Genomic DNA, 15,230 nt, shown 5'->3' on the forward strand with positions numbered 1-15,230 from the left:
GCACAGCCCCTGTCGCAGTCCGGCTTGCCGGCGGTGACGTCCGCAAGACCGCTGCCGCCGGCAAGCCGTGCTGCTACAGAACCAATGATCGTTGTTCCACGAGAACCGAAATGTCGTCACTGGACACCCTTCAAGTCTTCCAATCCCTGAACAGTTCGCCCCATGCGCAGCTGGAGCAGAGTGCATCCCTGGGAGACGGTGTGGTCGCGGCGTTGTGGAACAACCGCCACGACGCTCAGGAGTATCACGGGCCAAGCCATCACACCCTGTCCTGCTACATCTCGGGCGGCACCCAAACCTATCGTCGCGATCAGCCCGACAAAAAAGGCGCGCCGGACAAGCTCTGCGTGCTGCCGGCCGGGCATCAGTCATCCTGGGTCGTCAACGGCGACATACGCCTGGCCCACCTCTACATCAGCCCGGAACAGTTTTCCCTCAACTGCGTCACTCTGCTCGACCGCGAGCCACGGGAAATGATGCTGCGAGAAAACACCTTCATCGAGGACCCGCTGCAAGCCGAACGCTTCCACCGGCTGATCGGCATGAACTGGAACGAGCCCGGCGAGCGTTTGCTGACCAGCAGCGTGGCCCATGAACTGCTCGATCACATGATCCTGAGCCAGGTGGGTTTGCGCGACGGTCTGCGTCTAAAGGGCGGGCTGGCGCCGCACCTGCGTCGGCACCTGGTCGAGTTCATCGAGCAGAATCTGGCAGAGCCGCTGAGCCTGGGCCAATTGGCGGGGATGTGTGCGTTGTCGGAGTACCACTTCGCGCGCATGTTCCGCGAGAGCTTCGGGCTGCCGCCCCACCAGTACCTGCTGGCCCGGCGCATGAATCGCGCGCGGGAGTTGCTGCGCGGCACCCGCATGCCATTCGGCGAGATTGCCCTGGAATGCGGATTCGCCAGCGCCAGCCATTTCAGCAATCGCTTCAAGCAGGTAATGGGGGCGACGGCTGGGGAATATCGGATGGTGTTTTCCTGAACGACGCAGAACTCTGTGAGAGGGAGCTTGCACGCGAAGGCGGAGTTACACCCGCAACTATCTTGCTGGGTGTGCAAACCTCTTCGCGAGCAAGCTCCTTCCCACAAGAGATTTCGCGTAAGCATTCGCCTCTCAAAACTCCAGCGTCGTCGCCACGCTCACCTGTCGCGAATCCCCCATCGACACGAAATAGCGGCTCACCGCCGAGCTGTAATAGGTGCGATCGAACAGGTTCTTCACGTTGAGCTGAAACTTCACTTTTTGCCCGTCCAGCTTCGTTTCGTAGGTGGCGAACGCATCGGCGACGGTGTAGCCCGGCAGGTCGAAGTCGTTCTCCGGATCTCCTGCGCGCTCGCCGACATAGTGCGCGCCCGCCCCCGCCCGCAAACGGTCCGCCCCCAATACAGCGCCGAAGTCATACACCGCCGACAACGAGCCGCTGTGTTGCGGCACGTTTTGCAGGCGATTGCCCTTCAAGGCCGGATCTTCCACCACCCAGGCATCGGTAAACGCGTAGCCCCCGATCAGGCTCCACCGTTCGTTCAGCTGCCCGCTCAGGTCCAGCTCGACACCTCGGGAGCGTACTTCGCCAGCCGTGGTATAGACCGTGTTGGCCGTGAGCGAATCGAAGTTGGCGACCAGCACGTTGCGTTTCTTGATGTCGAACAACGCCAGGGTGCCGCTGATGCGCTTATCCACATTCCATTTGGCGCCCAGCTCCCAGGCTTTCGATTCCTCGGGCAGGGTCGCCGAATCCAGCACCGTGCCCCCTGCCAGCGCGGCGATACTGGAGTTGGGTTTGAATGCCTCGGTATAGCTGCCATAGAACGACAACTCATCGGTGTAGCGGTACACCAACCCGGCGCGGGGAATCCATTTCTGACCGTTGAGATCGGTGTTGCGGGTAAACGGAATGCCCTTGCCAGCCTGTTGATCGAACAACTGATACCGGGCGCCGGCGACGAAAATCCATTGCTCGGTCAGGTGAATCGAATCCTGAAAGAACAGCGAATCGGTGCGCAGGATGTCCTGCTGATTGCTGTCCGGCGCACTGACCTGCGTGCCCTCGGCTTCCTGACCATAAACCGGATCGACGTAGCTGAACGTCGTCAGGCTTTTCTGCCGGATCAGCTCGCCGCGATAAATCTTGCGGTACTCGTCATCGAAGCCGAACAGCACGTCGTGCTGCATCCCGGCCATGTCGATGCTGCCATTGAGGGTCAGGGTGGTGAAGCGATCGGTACTCAGCGAATTGCCGGTGCCGTCCATCGAGCGTGTCAGCGTGCCAGTGGCCGGATTCACTGCTGTCACCCGCACCTGGCTGGCGTCATAGGTTTCGCGGTTGTAGCTGTAACCCAGATGGCCTTTCCAGTTGTCGTCGAATTGATGGTCGGCCTCGAAGCGATACAAATCCGAGCGCCCTTCCATGCTGTTGAACGGCTCATCCAGACGACGGGTAGCCGGTATGTTCAATGGGTGGTTGGTGCGGGGATCGATGGCCGTTCCACGGTCGAAGGGCGAGAGAAACTCGCGATGTTCGTACGCTGCCAACAGTTGGGTGTCATCGCCGTACCAAGCCAGCGACGGCGCCACCAATGTCTCGCGATGCACGCCGTAATTGCGCCAGTAATCTTCGTCTTCGTGGTCAAGCACGAGCCGATACGCCAGTGTTGAGCTCCCCACTGCACCGGTGCTGTCGAGTGTTCCACCGCTGCCGTTCTTGCCCGAACCGAAGCTGGAGCCGCGCGCCGTCAAGGCATCGTAAGACTGAAATTCGGGGCGTTTGCTGACAACGTTGATCACGCCGCCCGGGTCCTGGATGCCATAGAGCAACGAGGCAGGTCCCTTGAGCACTTCGACTCGCTCGGCAGTGGCATTGAGGCTTCGGCCCTGCACCACTGGCATGCCGTCGCGCATGATCGAACCGTCGCGATTGTCGCCAAAGCCGCGCTTCATCAGCGTGTCCTGAGTGCTGCCCAGCGTGTTGCCCTGAGTAACCCCACTGACGTTGCTCAGGGCGTCGTCCAGGTTGCGCGGGGCCTGATCTCGCAGCACCTGGGCGGGTACGACGCTGACGGCTTGCGGGTTTTCAAGTTGCGGTGTGGCACTGCGCATCACAGACGTGCTGGCCGGCGGCTGGTAGCTTTCAACGGCGCTGCGCTGTGAGTCGATCTGGGTCAGGCCCAAGGTTATCGCGCCTTCGTGCGGTGCGAGCTCAAGCGTGAAGGTGTTTTCGCTGGCGCGACGGTAGTTCAGGCCTGAGCTAGCGAGCAATCGTTTCAGCGCTTGTGCGGCGGTCATCGATCCGCTGACCGCCGGGGCGTCAATGTTGTAGGGCGTGTCCAGGGTGTAGACCACACTTTGCCCGGTGACCCGGCTGAAATCGCTGAGCGCCTGAGGCAAGGGTCTGGCAGGAATCGAAAAGTCATAGGCAGGCTCCGCCGCCTGAACGCACGCGCTCCAGACAGTTAGCATGGCAATGCCGAGCCAGACTTTCACTTGAACGAAACCTCGTAAATCTCAAATCCGGAAAATCGTGGGAGCCGGCAAGCCGTGCTGCTACAGATGTCGCCGGGATCGGCACATTCGTCGCCCCCTCAGCGGATAACGATCACCCGCCCCAACGCTTCGTACTGCTCGAATCCGACCACCGACCTCAATGCCGCCAGCACTGCCTGCGGGTCGTTGCTGGGGAAGCTGCCGCTGATTTTTTTCGAAGCGAGTTGGTCATTGAGCACAACGATGCGGCCGGGGTAGTAGCGGCTCAGATCGCTAATCACATCCGCCAGCGGCGTGCGGTAGTAGTTGAGCCAGCCCTGACGCCACGCCAGCTGGCTTTCGCTGTCGACCGACGCGGGGGCGGTGGTGTGGGCCTGGTCGTAGCTCACGCGCTGGCCTGCAGTCAGGATCTGCTGCGGCAAGTCCGCAGCGGCCTTCACGCCGACGCGCCCGGACAACACGGTGACTTGCGCCCCGGCAGGCTGCAGACGGACTTCGAACTGAGTGCCAAGCACCCGCGTCTCTCCACGCCCGCCATCGACCACGAACGGCTCGCCAGTATGGGTGACCTGAAAGAACGCAGCGCCGCGACGCAACTGCACATGTCGCTTGCCATCGGTGAAATGCACGGCGATGGCGCTGTCGGCATCGAGCGTTACCTGCGACTGGTCGGCCAGGGTCACCGTGCGCACCTGCCCGGGGGCCGACACGTAATCGGCACCCAGATCATCGATCCAGCGCTGCGGCTGCCAACCCAGGCCGACGCCTACCGTCAGCACCAGACAAGCCGCCACAGCGAGCCCGGCAGTCCAGCGCGGCAACGAGCGACGCATTGGCACATCCGCCGGAGCGTCCATCGCCCCCAGCAACACCTGGAGTGCCGCTGCATCTTCGCCAGCGAGCTTCGCAGCGGGCTCTTCGGTCAGCTCCCACATCACTTGAACCTGAGCGTACGCCTCGGCATGGGCGGGATCGGCCTTAAGCCAGCGACTGAAACGCGCCTGATCGGCAGCACTGGGCTTGTCATGCAGAACACTCAGCCAGTTCAGGGCTGCATCGTGTTGTTCGGGAGTGATCATCAGGGTCGAATCCGAAGGCGCGGTCATCGACGAGCGTCCTCGGACTTCGCACGTAGGGGAATCACCCGCGCGGCGCCCTGATCCAGGCTCGCCTTGCAGGCTTGCAGGGCGCGCATCATATGTTTTTCCACGGCACTTTGCGAAAGCCCCATGGCCTTGGCGATTTCGCCGTATTTGCGCCCGTGAATGCGATTGAGCAGGAAGATCTGCCGTGTTTTTTCCGGCAGTCCGCGCAAGGCAGCTTCGACATGACGCAGATCGCTGCTGGCTTCAAGCGCCGCTTGAGGCTCATCGCTGCGCTGCTCCTGCTCGTCGGGCACCAGCCCTTCGTTGAGCCGCGCTCGCGTGCCTTCGTTGCGCAGATGATCGATGGCAATGTTGCCCGCGCAACGCAGCAGATAGGTGTTGAGTTCTTCTACCTGCAGCAACGGCCGACGCCAGAACCTGACGAACAGGTCCTGAACCAGATCCGCCGCTGTCGCCCGACAACCGACACGCCGACTCACCAGCGCCTCCATCTGAGGACGCTGCGACAGAAACACTTTCAGAAAGTGGGCACGCGCCGCCTTGGGGGCGTCCTGATCAGTATCAGGAGAGGCCGCATGTTGCGTCGGCGGGGTGAGGTCGATCATTGGAAGGCTCAGGCCAGAAGTTGAAGGAAGGCGAAAACCGGGCAGAGCAACACCCCGACTCCCGCCAACGACAAGGCCAGCCTTGGCCAATAAGACATCACGAAAACCAACACGACCGCGCTGCTCATCAGCGCGGCGCTCCACTGTACGAGGGCTTGCCCCAACGTCTGCGAGGCCAGCGCCACCCAGAGTGACGCCAGCAATGCGGCCCAACCCAGGAGCCTGAGCGCTTTAGCGCGAGACACTGAGAACGAGCGACCTGTGAGGTCCTCGTAGTGACGATTCATCGACAGGCACAGTGCGCTGAAACCGACATAGCAGAGCAAGGTTGCCAACGGCATCAGCGGGCCTCCTGCACTGCGGGAGTGAGTTTGCTGGCGAGCACGATCTTGCCGTCGCCACGAAACCTGAACGCGCCCCAGGCCAGGAATATCCCCGTGGCCAAGGCCGTCATGTCCAGAGCAACCAAGGTCAGGTTCCCCTGCTTCAACGACGCCAGAAGGTAACCGCCCGCCGTGGCCATATCCAGGATCGGCAAGGCGCAATACAACAGCGCGGCGAGGGTCAGTTGCTCACGCCATGCGCTGCGCCCGTCGCGCAAGAAAACCCGCGCAAAGGCGTGCAGCAAGGCCACGCCCCAGACGCAGAAGAAGGTCTTCACTTCCCAGTCACTGCGGCCTGTGAAGCTCACCGGCAGCAGCCGATTGGCCCAAAAGAAACTCACCACCGCCAGCATCAGCCCGGACATGCTCGCCACGTTGAGCATTTCCACCAGGCGCAATTCGAACGGCAGGACACCGGACTTGGCGTGCTTGAGCCGACGTTTGCCGAGCCAGATCACCAGCCCCGTGCCGATCATCGCCGTGCCGCCAATCCCGGCGAGGAAATACAGCCAGCGCAGCAGCGGGCCCGCGAAGTGGCCCATGTGCAGGCCATAAAGACCACCGGCCAGCATCAACGACGCTGCGCCCATGTTGCTTTCGCTCTTGAGTTCTGCGCTGACCCCATCGAACACCAGCGCCGTGCCCGGCTCGTGGGGAATATGGTCGGCGCCGTGTCGGGTCATGGTGACAGACGCATTGGCGCTGCCGGGATTGTTCACGGTGATCAGCCCGACGCGACTGCCCGGCCATTTTTCTGCAGCCACCTCGAACATCGGCGCGATCGACGCCAGCGGTGCCCGGTCAGCCGAGGCCTGCTCGGTCTTGAAAGCCGGAAACAGATCGTCGAAGAACCCCTGGGTGTTCTTGCCGTAGGTCGTGAGAATGCTCAGCGGCATGATCATGGTCATGAAGATCACCAGGCTGCTGTAGGTGATCATCAGGTGAAACGGCAGCACCAGAACCGCCACCGCGTTGTGCCCGTCCAGCCAGGTGCGCTGACCTTTACGCGGCCGGAAGGTGAAGAACTCCTTAAAGATTTTCTTGTGAGTGATGATCCCGCTGATCAGCGCGACGAACATCACCATCGCTGCCAGCGACGCCAGCCAACGCCCCCAGGGATATGGCATTTGCAGTTGGAAATGGAAGCGATAGAAGAACTCACCGCCCATGCTCTGGCGAACCTGCACAGGAACCCCGGTGAGCGAGTCCAGCGACCGTTCTTCAAAACGGCCTTTGGCTGGCGTCCAGCTCACGCCGAGCTCGGGGGAACGTTCGTCCGGCAAGCGGATGAACCAGCGTTTGGCATCCGCAGCGTTCTCTCCCAGCCATTGCTGGGCGCGGTTGACACCATCGGCAGCCGAGATTTCATGAGGGACGATTTCCGGGTGCGTCCACTGAGTGATTTCGTTCTTGAAATACGAGAGCGTGCCGGTCAGGAAAATCGCGAACAGCAGCCAGCCGAAGGTCAATCCCGCCCAGGTGTGCAACCAGGCCATCGCCTGCCGGAAACCCTCTTTCACAGTAACCACCGCGCACTGGCGTAAAGCGCCGCAAGCACAGCACTGGGCAGCAACAGCCCGAACCATGCGCGCCATGCCGTGCCGCAGGCGAAACACCACAACACGGCCGGCAGATAGACCAGGAACGAAAGGGTCATCGCCAAGACGACTGCCTCGGCACGGACCAGCGGGAGAAATTGCGCCAGACAGATGCTGGTCAATGCCGTCAGCAGATAGCCGCCAATCAACGCGGCGAGAACCCGCGAGGCGACCGCCAGCCGCCCACGGACCGAAATTGCGCCGGACCGTGGCTTCTTCTGACGTTTTTCAGACGCATGCGCGCTCACCGACAGCGTCTCCATCAGCGGTGAACTTCGATGAAAGCGCCGCGTAGTTGGCAGCACATTGTGCGAATCGACATAGGCATGATCTTCCTGAAATCCGGCGAGCGAACGGGCGCGTCGCGCAGCGTAAGCACAAAAGATCGCAATATTAATGATAAATATTCTCATATGCAAAAGAGTCTGACGGAATTCAACCCAATCGCTGGTCCGCCAGCTGGCCGGCGAACGGGTTCTGTCCACGATCGGGGTCTGGCGCCAGTGAAGCTTCAGAGGTTTAAGCGGTATTGGAGTGAATGTCGAAAAGCGAATTTGGTGCGCCCTGATTGATGCATGGGAGCCAAATGCCTTAGCGGTCGACCCGTCATTTGCGCGCGGGCGTTCCTCGCCGAAAGTTCCCTCTGATAAAAATTTTCCGTTTAGAAATATTTCTCTCACTCAGGGGTTGAATTGTTTCTTCATCGGCGCCAACACTGTGAGTGAGGGCAGACGAAAATTCAGTGTCGTCGAGACTCTCCCGAGCAAGCCAAAGTAAGGGAAGAACTATGCAAATCCAGGTCAATAGCGATAACCACATCGAAAGCAGCATCCGACTGGAGGAGTGGGTACGAACCACCGTTGAAAGCACGCTCGACCGCTACGAAGAAGATCTCACCCGCGTTGAAGTTCACATCCGCGACGAGAACGGCGACAAACCCGGCCCGCACGACATCCGTTGCCAGATGGAAGCCCGGCCCAAAGGACACCAACCTATTTCCGTTACCCACAAGGCCGATTCGCTTGATCAGGCCGTGGAAGGCGCAGCCGTGAAGCTCGATCACGCCCTTGAGCACCTGTTCGGCAAACTGCGCAGCAAACGTGGCAATGTCACCACCCTCACCAGTGCCACAGGCAAAGAAGTGGAGAACCCGGACGCGTTGTTGCAGGAAGAGTTTCTGGAAAAAGACGACGCTTTGCATGGTTGAACAGCAAAGCTGAAAAATATCTATCGATAAATGAAAGGCGGGCCTGTGGAGACAGGCCCGCCTTTTTTGTTGAACATCGCAAATGCTCACGCACACAAAGCAGGCGCTCGGCGCACTAATGGTGCTTGCCTGCAACTGAAGCGGCATTTGGCTAGTACTCAGGAATTAATGTGAAACGGTAAACCCGATCACAGTTTCTTCGCTGAAAGGTTTCATGTTCGCTTTAATCACGCCGTTCGTCCCGCATGGCCCGAACCCTGCAAGTATCGAATCGTCGAGCCTCCAACCGCTGCAGGCCACGCCCCTTCTGGCTCGACGGGCAGCTGACTTCTAACCCCGGACACTGTTCGACGCCTACCGTTGATCCAGCGTCCAGAACTTATGGGACTAACACTCAGTCAACTTATGCAGATCGATAATCAGGTAATAGGCCATGGACAATCCTTTTCAACAGATCACTGATGCTTTTCACCCGGACTACCGCGTCAATCTGAGTATCCAGGGCCTCGACGGAACCATCATGCTGACCCTTTCCAACGAGTCAGGTGTGGTCGCTAAACGCTTGATCAGCCCCGAGCAACGTAATTCCCCCAAGCGCCTGCGTCGCTTGATCGAGAGCGTGCAGTTCGGCATCGCGATCGAACAAGGTCACAGTGCAATCAAGATTCTCGCCGCCATGACCGACGGTGACGTTAAACAACTGGCACCACCGGCCGCCAATGCCGGCATGCTCAACCGTTCCAATCAGGCAATGGGCCTCTGATCAATGACGCGAAACTGACGGAGGCGACTCGACGAATCGCCTCCATTTTCCCACCTGATGCCCCCTCTCAAATCTCTCCCTTTTCCTCGATCACCGCCCCTTTGGTTTTGCCATGCGGGTCAGGCACTTTTACTGATGGAAATTGCGACGACGCGTAACGCACCACCAGAATCGCAAAGGCCAGCAGCAGAATTGCACCGCTGAGGTACACGACACCCAGATCTGGCGGCGCGTGGTGCGAGACGTCGGAAATCAGCAAGCGCGTCAGTGCGGTGATTGCGACGTAAATCAGAAAGCGCACGGGCATGTGGTTGGTCTTGAAATAGATCCCGACCATCGCGCCCAATTCCAGGTAGATGAACAGCAGCAGGATGTCATCGACCGTGATGTGCCCCTTCTCCAGCATCCCCAGGAAGGCCATGACCGCAGCCCATGCGGTGACTGCGCCGATGGCGAACAGCGCCAGGTAATGGAAGGTCTCGACGAACAGATTGCCCAGCGATTCTGCGCAGCTGTGTACGTGTTGGCGGAGGGACTCGGCCCAGTTTATTTTCACGATGAACTTCCTTGAATAGCCCAGAACGGATGATGCCGCGCGTGCATGAAGCTTTTGCTTGCGCATTTTGCCAAGCATTAAAGGGGCCATTGACTACCCTTGAGAACGTGACTGGATGTCGCAAGGCCCGGGCTGGCGCTAAAAATGCGTATGAATTGCCACTACCCAAGCAGCATCGATTGCCTTATGCTGCGCACTGTATAAAAACACAGTACCCGCTAAAGATAACTATCGTGAAGGCATATGAGGTGGTAAATGGCCGTCGAAGTGGTATACCGCAGCAGCCGAGATCTGGAGCGTTTGTTCATGGATAAAGCCGAAGCTGATCGTCATGACAAGATGCTCGAACTCGCCGAGCTGCTGTCCAGTGTATTGAGCAAGGCTGTGCCTTCCCTGTCTGAAGCGCAGGTCGAAGAAGCAGGCATCTACATGGCCAAGAACCGCGACGTTTTCGCCCGCGCGTTCAAGAACCAGCCGGATGCGTTGAATGAATTGTTGAGTGATGCGGCTGACGAATAAGTCGCCGCGATCCCTGTGGGAGGGAGCTTGTTCGCCAAACGTGGTTTGAACAACCGAATATAGCGGTTGTTCGAATCTCATCGCGAGCAAGCTCCCTCCCACAGCTACATCTGTCTTCCAGTGAACCGCATCGACTCAGGTTCGCCACTTACCGTTACGCACCAGCTCGGCAACGGCATCGGCGAATGCCTGCGGCGCTTCCTGTGGCAAGTTATGCCCGACCCCGAGGATCTGCCGATGCACACGCGTGCCACTGAACCGCCCTGCGGATAATGTGCCATCGGTAGCAGCGATCACACCGTCAGCCATACCGTCCAGGGTGATGCTCGGAACGCTGATCGATGGCGTCTGAGCCAGCTTTTTCTCGATCTCCTCATAGTCGGCAGCACCGGGCGCCAGCCCCATGCGATGACGATACGAATGGATCACCACGTCGACATAATCCGGGTTGTCGAACGAGCCAGCAGAACGCTCGAACGTCGCTTGATCGAAATGCCACGTCGGCGAATTGTTCTTCCACAAAATCTGCGCAATCTCGCGGCGGTTGGCCTGCAATCCAGCACGCCCGCGTTCTGTCTGGAAATAATGCTGATACCACAATCCCCATTCGACATGCGCCGGCAGCGGCTCGGCCGCCTTGACGATGTTCTGGATCAGGTAACTGTTGACCGACACCAATCCCACGCAACGGGACGGTTTTAATGCGGCGGCGACACAGGCTGCACGACCGCCCCAGTCGTACCCGGCGAACACCGCTTCAGGAATGTGCAGCGCGGTGATCAGATCCAGCAAGTCCTGGCCGATGGCCCCTTGTTGGCCGGAGCGCGGCGTGTCCTTGTCCAGGAACCTGGTGCTGCCGTGGCCGCGCAGGTGCGGCACGATCACGCGCATGCCCTGTGCGGCGAGGATCGGCGCCACCTCGACGTAACTGTGGATGTCATAGGGAAAACCGTGCAGCAACACCACTGGACGGCCGTCTTGCGGCCCCGCTTCGTAATAGCCGATATCCAGCACATCGGTGCTGACCTGCTTGATCGGGCCCAGGGTTGCAGCTGCGCGAACAGAATTGCTCGCAATGACATGGCTCTCGACAGTATCGGTCGCCGCCAACGCAGGCGTCAGATCGCTGAGCGCGAGCGCTGCGACACCTGCTGCGGAAGATGTCAGGAAGTGCCGACGATTGAGTGTGAATCCAGACATGTTTTTCATCCCTCAGACTCGCTGGCCGCCAGCGGTTGAACGTCGCTGTCGACGCCGATGATCAGCTCGCTGCCGAGCCAGTTCGCAAGCAAGGCGCCAGCCTTGGCCACACCCTCCTGTTCGCCTAGACGGGCGACGAGCATTTCGCATAAATCGACGAAACTGCCGTTCTGTTGAAGCTGAACCAACGCCGCGTATTCCAGTGCATCCACTTCACGCAGACGGGAGGTGAACTTGCGCCGCCATACCATCAACCCGCCACCTTCGGCGAGCATTTCGCTTTCGGGCGGCGTGTGCCCTTCGCACAGCGCGCTCCAGATCGCCTCGACATTGGTGGTCATGGCGTGCAGTCGTAGCGAGGGTGTGAAACGTAGCTGCGCCGCATCCCAATCGATGGTCGCCAGAGCGTCGACAGATAACGGTGCAGCGTCTCGTGCCACGAAGGCCTCGCCCAGAGCCTGTTCGATCCACGCCAATTCGTGGATGTCGGGGTTGTCTGGAAAACGCCTGGAGAGCGTCTCGCCGAAGTGTTCGGCATAGGCATCGAGCGTCCAGGCATGGGGCGGATAGTCTTCGATGTGAGCAATCGCCGTATTGCGAAACGCCTCCTCGCCCAGCCACGTGCGCAACTGTGGAAAAGCATGTTCCAGACAGCTGACCAATTGCGCCCGGTAGTTGTTCTGATAGACCGCCAGCCCCGCTGCGGCGTGGACGCTCAAGCGATCCGCCGCATCCTCGGACGCATCGATCAGCCACGATTGAAAATCGCGTTGCATGTCGGCGAGCTTCATGCGACCGCTCCTGCCCGACGCCGGGCTTCAATCAAACCCAGGTTGCGGGCGATCGACAGCTCCTCCAGCAAATCGGCAAGGGGTGGAATGTCGTCGTCGCGCTCGATCATCGTCGCCACCGGGCCGAGTAACGAAATGGCCCTGGCGTAAAGCTGCCAGACGTCCGGGCATACCGGGCTGTCGTGGGTGTCGATCAGCAGGTCAGGGCCCTGGCTGTGCCCGGCCAGATGAATCTGGCGCACACGCTCGGCGGGAATTGCGTCAAGGAATGCCAGCGCGTCGAAGCCATGATTGCTGGCGCTGACATAGACGTTGTTGACGTCCAGCAGCAGCTCGCAGCCGGTGCGACGGGACATCTCGGCGATGAACTCCCATTCGGTCATCGCCGCATCGGGAAAGCTAAGGTAGCTGGAGGGGTTTTCGAACAGCATGGTCCGACCCAACGCGTCCTGAGCCATGGAAATATTGGCGCACACTCGGTCCAGCGCTTCTTGGGTATAGGGGACTGGCAGCAGGTCGTGGGAGTTGAAACCTCCGATGCGCGACCAGCTCAGGTGGTCTGAAACGAACAGCGGCTCGATCTCATCCACCAGGCTCCTCAAGCGCCGAAGGTAATCGGGATTCAATCCGTCTGCCGAGCCGATGGACATCGACACGCCATGCAGCACCACCGGATGACGCTCGCGCACGCGACGCAGAATGTCGCGAGGCTGGCCGCCTTCGACCATGAAGTTTTCAGAAATCACCTCGACGAAATCCACCGGTACATCGGTTTCCAGAAAGTCCTGATAGTGCTCCCGGCGCAGGCCCAGCCCGTAACCTGAAAAGACTGCTGACATGTTGTGTGCTCCGCTGGAGGGGACAAAAGGTCTGTAGCAGTCCGGTTTGCCGGCGGTGGCGATCTTTGATACGCCACCGCCAGCGAGCCTTGTTGCTACAAGGGGCCGGCCGTTATTTAGGCTCGGTCAGGGTGCCGCCCGCCTTCAGGCATTCGGCCTTGGTTTTCACGACCACGCCTTCGCCTTTGCAGCTGTTAAGGCCTTTGCAATCGTTCTTGGCAGTGGCGCACAGGCTTTCGCCCTTGCAACTGTTGACGCCGTAGCAGCGGCCCGGCTTGTCGGCGTCGGCATCCGCGGCGGACGCGCCAACGCTGAAGGAAGCCGAGGCCAGTGCGATCAGAGCGGCGGCTGTGGCGAGGCTGAAACGGGACTTGTTCGAAGCGATCATGGTGTTTCTCCAGTTATGGTTGGGGTAAAGCGACAGAGTGGAAATCTGGGATTACTTGACCGCCAATGCGGCTTCTTCGATGACCTTGGCCACGGCTTCAGGCTGCGAGATATACACCGCGTGGCTGGCCTTGATTTCGGTGACCTTTGAACCGGCGCGCTTGTACATCCAGCGCTGCAGATCGGGGTTCAGAGCGTGGTCGTCGGTGGCGACGATTCCGTAGGTCGGCTTGTTGTGCCAGGCAGCGGCCCATGCTTGGGTGCCGAATGTGGCGGCAGTCGCGGCAGGCTGCGAGGCGGCCATGAAATCAGTGCGGTTGCTGGTCAGGTCACCGGCGAAATCAGTGCCGAATTTGGTGCGGTCAAAGAACAGGTGACCGTCGCGGGTCGGGCGCACGTCATCGCTTGGCGACGGCATCGAACCGATCAGCTGACCCATGCTTTCGCCGACCTCAGGTTGCAGCGCGGCGACGTAGACCAGCGCCTTGACCTTGTCGCGCACACCGGCTGCACTGATGACGCCACCACCGGAACTGTGCCCGACCAACACAACCGGGCCGACTTGCTGATCGAGAATTTCGCGAGTGGCCGCCACGTCCTCGTCCAGATTGGTCGCAGGCTGTTGCACCACGGTGACCTTGTAGCCCTTGTGAATCAGGATGTCGTGAACGACTCGCCAGCCCGACCCGTCGACGAACGAGCCGTGCACGATCACGATGTTTTTCGCACCCGTCGGGGCGACCGGTGCAGCGGCCGGTGTCGCCGCAGAGGCGAAGATCGGCGCGGCGACGGCCATGATGCCGAGGGCAAGTTTGGAAACTGTACGCATGGTGAATCTCCAGGGGCCTGCTCGGCCCCGCTCAGGTTTCAGTTTTTTTGTGTTGCGAACTCAGTGGCGAGCGGTGCGAAGTCGCCCGAAATACAGTTGGTCCAGCGACCAGCGACCGGCGCCATACACCACCAGCGGCAGCAGCAATCCGGCCCAGGTCAGGTGCGTCGGCCAGGCGTCGGGATAAACGAAAATCTCGATCACCGCGGTCATGGCCAACAGCGCCGCAGCAGCGGGCCGGGTCAACAATCCAAGCACCAGCAGAATCGGAAACAGATGCTCGGCGTAGGTCGCCAGATGCGCCGCCAGATCGCTCGGCACCAGCGGCAACGCGTACTCGTACTGGAACAACTGAAATGTCGAAGGCTTGAGGGTCAGCAGGCCGGTGACTTTGGTGCGCCCCGACAGGAAGAACACCGAAGCAATCCCGACCCGGGCCACCAACAGCAACGCGCTGGGCATGGCAGTCCGCAGCGTTGGCGCCAGAATCGAGCCGCGCATTACTTCTGTTCCGTCAGCGAGCCGTAGCCCTTGGGTGTCTTGATAGTGGTGCAGGTGCCTTTATCGACCAGCACCCAGGCATCGCCCTGGTAATCGGCTTTCGCGGTAGCGGCGCAGGAAGTGCCGGGCCCTGCCGCGCAGTCGTTTTGTCCCGCGAGTGAAACGCCGTAGCATTTTTCTTTCGGGCTTGCCTGATCGGCGGCAGAAGCAGTACCGGCCAGAGCGGTCAGAGACAGGGCGAGGGTTGCGGCGAGGGCGGCATATTTGGCGGTCATGTTCATCTCCTGGGAGTTCGGGGTTGAACCGAATCCGGCATCCTTGTCAGGTTTCAGACTGAAACCGGCGGCGCCTTTCGGTGAGGAGATTTAAACGCGGGGCTGTATCCCGTCTGTGTCGCCATACGCGCCGAAGCCTGAGCAGATGTATCTGCCGGGCATGCGTACACAGTCCGATACAAAGTCGAA

18 protein-coding genes are annotated in these 15,230 nt (G+C 60.2%); 4 read left to right on the forward strand and 14 right to left on the reverse strand.

The genetic code is table 11. The features are described 5' to 3' along the window. Positions 1-110 precede the first annotated feature (110 nt). The gene (locus BWR59_RS09840; RefSeq protein ID WP_081565448.1) at positions 111-983 is read left to right on the forward strand and encodes an AraC family transcriptional regulator; all 873 of its coding nucleotides are present in this window, start codon (positions 111-113) and stop codon (positions 981-983) included. 132 nt (positions 984-1,115) lie between these two features. On the opposite strand, the gene BWR59_RS09845 is transcribed toward BWR59_RS09840, so the two are convergent. The 6 genes from BWR59_RS09845 to BWR59_RS09870 form a co-directional block, all read right to left on the reverse strand. Further along, complete coding sequence (locus tag BWR59_RS09845) at positions 1,116-3,458, reverse strand: TonB-dependent receptor (protein WP_081565589.1); 2,343 nt, start codon at positions 3,456-3,458, stop codon at positions 1,116-1,118. Between the two features lie 122 nt (positions 3,459-3,580). Next, positions 3,581-4,588 (reverse strand): FecR family protein, encoded by a 1,008-nt coding sequence (locus BWR59_RS09850; RefSeq protein WP_081565449.1) that lies wholly within the window; start codon positions 4,586-4,588, stop codon positions 3,581-3,583. Continuing rightward, complete coding sequence (locus BWR59_RS09855) at positions 4,585-5,193, reverse strand: RNA polymerase sigma factor (protein ID WP_081565450.1); 609 nt, start codon at positions 5,191-5,193, stop codon at positions 4,585-4,587. The genes BWR59_RS09850 and BWR59_RS09855 overlap by 4 nt, the downstream gene beginning before the upstream one ends. A gap of 8 nt (positions 5,194-5,201) precedes the next feature. Then, positions 5,202-5,534 carry a DUF3325 domain-containing protein gene (locus BWR59_RS09860; protein WP_081565451.1) on the reverse strand — a complete coding sequence of 111 codons (333 nt, stop codon included), beginning with the start codon at positions 5,532-5,534 and terminating at the stop codon, positions 5,202-5,204. Then, positions 5,534-7,096, reverse strand: a complete 1,563-nt coding sequence (locus tag BWR59_RS09865; protein WP_081565452.1) for a PepSY-associated TM helix domain-containing protein — start codon at positions 7,094-7,096, stop codon at positions 5,534-5,536. Before BWR59_RS09865 ends, BWR59_RS09860 begins: the two co-directional genes overlap by 1 nt. After that, positions 7,093-7,437, reverse strand: coding sequence for a DUF3649 domain-containing protein (locus BWR59_RS09870; protein WP_081565453.1), 345 nt, complete (start codon positions 7,435-7,437; stop codon positions 7,093-7,095). The genes BWR59_RS09865 and BWR59_RS09870 overlap by 4 nt, the downstream gene beginning before the upstream one ends. 524 nt (positions 7,438-7,961) lie before the next feature. On the opposite strand from BWR59_RS09870, the gene BWR59_RS09875 reads away from it, so the two are divergent. Together BWR59_RS09875 and BWR59_RS09880 are read left to right on the forward strand one after the other, a co-directional pair. Beyond that, positions 7,962-8,381, forward strand: coding sequence for an HPF/RaiA family ribosome-associated protein (locus tag BWR59_RS09875; RefSeq protein ID WP_081565454.1), 420 nt, complete (start codon positions 7,962-7,964; stop codon positions 8,379-8,381). A 433-nt stretch (positions 8,382-8,814) separates the two neighbouring features. Continuing rightward, the gene (locus BWR59_RS09880; RefSeq protein WP_081565455.1) at positions 8,815-9,144 is read left to right on the forward strand and encodes a DUF3509 domain-containing protein; all 330 of its coding nucleotides are present in this window, start codon (positions 8,815-8,817) and stop codon (positions 9,142-9,144) included. Between the two features lie 67 nt (positions 9,145-9,211). Here the strand turns inward: BWR59_RS09880 and BWR59_RS09885 are convergent, their stop codons facing one another. Further along, positions 9,212-9,700, reverse strand: coding sequence for a phosphate-starvation-inducible PsiE family protein (locus BWR59_RS09885; RefSeq protein WP_081565590.1), 489 nt, complete (start codon positions 9,698-9,700; stop codon positions 9,212-9,214). 255 nt (positions 9,701-9,955) lie between these two features. Here BWR59_RS09885 and BWR59_RS09890 point away from each other — a divergent pair, with 255 nt between their 5' ends. Next, positions 9,956-10,219 (forward strand): YebG family protein, encoded by a 264-nt coding sequence (locus BWR59_RS09890; RefSeq protein WP_081565456.1) that lies wholly within the window; start codon positions 9,956-9,958, stop codon positions 10,217-10,219. 135 nt (positions 10,220-10,354) lie between these two features. On the opposite strand, the gene BWR59_RS09895 is transcribed toward BWR59_RS09890, so the two are convergent. The 7 genes from BWR59_RS09895 to BWR59_RS09925 form a co-directional block, all read right to left on the reverse strand. Beyond that, complete coding sequence (locus BWR59_RS09895) at positions 10,355-11,419, reverse strand: alpha/beta hydrolase (RefSeq protein ID WP_178111219.1); 1,065 nt, start codon at positions 11,417-11,419, stop codon at positions 10,355-10,357. Positions 11,420-11,424: 5 nt separating this feature from the next. Beyond that, the gene (locus BWR59_RS09900) at positions 11,425-12,210 is read right to left on the reverse strand and encodes a DNA-binding domain-containing protein (protein WP_081565457.1); all 786 of its coding nucleotides are present in this window, start codon (positions 12,208-12,210) and stop codon (positions 11,425-11,427) included. Then, positions 12,207-13,049, reverse strand: a complete 843-nt coding sequence (locus BWR59_RS09905) for a DUF692 domain-containing protein (RefSeq protein WP_081565458.1) — start codon at positions 13,047-13,049, stop codon at positions 12,207-12,209. Before BWR59_RS09905 ends, BWR59_RS09900 begins: the two co-directional genes overlap by 4 nt. 112 nt (positions 13,050-13,161) lie before the next feature. Then, on the reverse strand, positions 13,162-13,437 hold the full coding sequence (locus BWR59_RS09910; RefSeq protein WP_081565459.1) for a hypothetical protein: 276 nt from the start codon (positions 13,435-13,437) through the stop codon (positions 13,162-13,164). A gap of 51 nt (positions 13,438-13,488) precedes the next feature. Further along, entirely contained in the window at positions 13,489-14,265 is a 777-nt protein-coding gene (locus BWR59_RS09915; RefSeq protein ID WP_081565460.1) for an alpha/beta hydrolase, read from the reverse strand. A gap of 60 nt (positions 14,266-14,325) precedes the next feature. Next, complete coding sequence (locus tag BWR59_RS09920) at positions 14,326-14,766, reverse strand: DoxX family protein (RefSeq protein WP_081565461.1); 441 nt, start codon at positions 14,764-14,766, stop codon at positions 14,326-14,328. After that, a complete protein-coding gene (locus tag BWR59_RS09925) occupies positions 14,766-15,041 on the reverse strand; it encodes a DUF2282 domain-containing protein (RefSeq protein WP_081565462.1) in 276 nt (91 codons plus the stop codon). The genes BWR59_RS09920 and BWR59_RS09925 overlap by 1 nt, the downstream gene beginning before the upstream one ends. Between the last annotated feature and the right edge of the window lie 189 nt (positions 15,042-15,230).

It is taken from the genome of Pseudomonas sp. Bc-h, assembly GCF_002080045.1.
Classification (GTDB): Bacteria; Pseudomonadota; Gammaproteobacteria; order Pseudomonadales; family Pseudomonadaceae; genus Aquipseudomonas.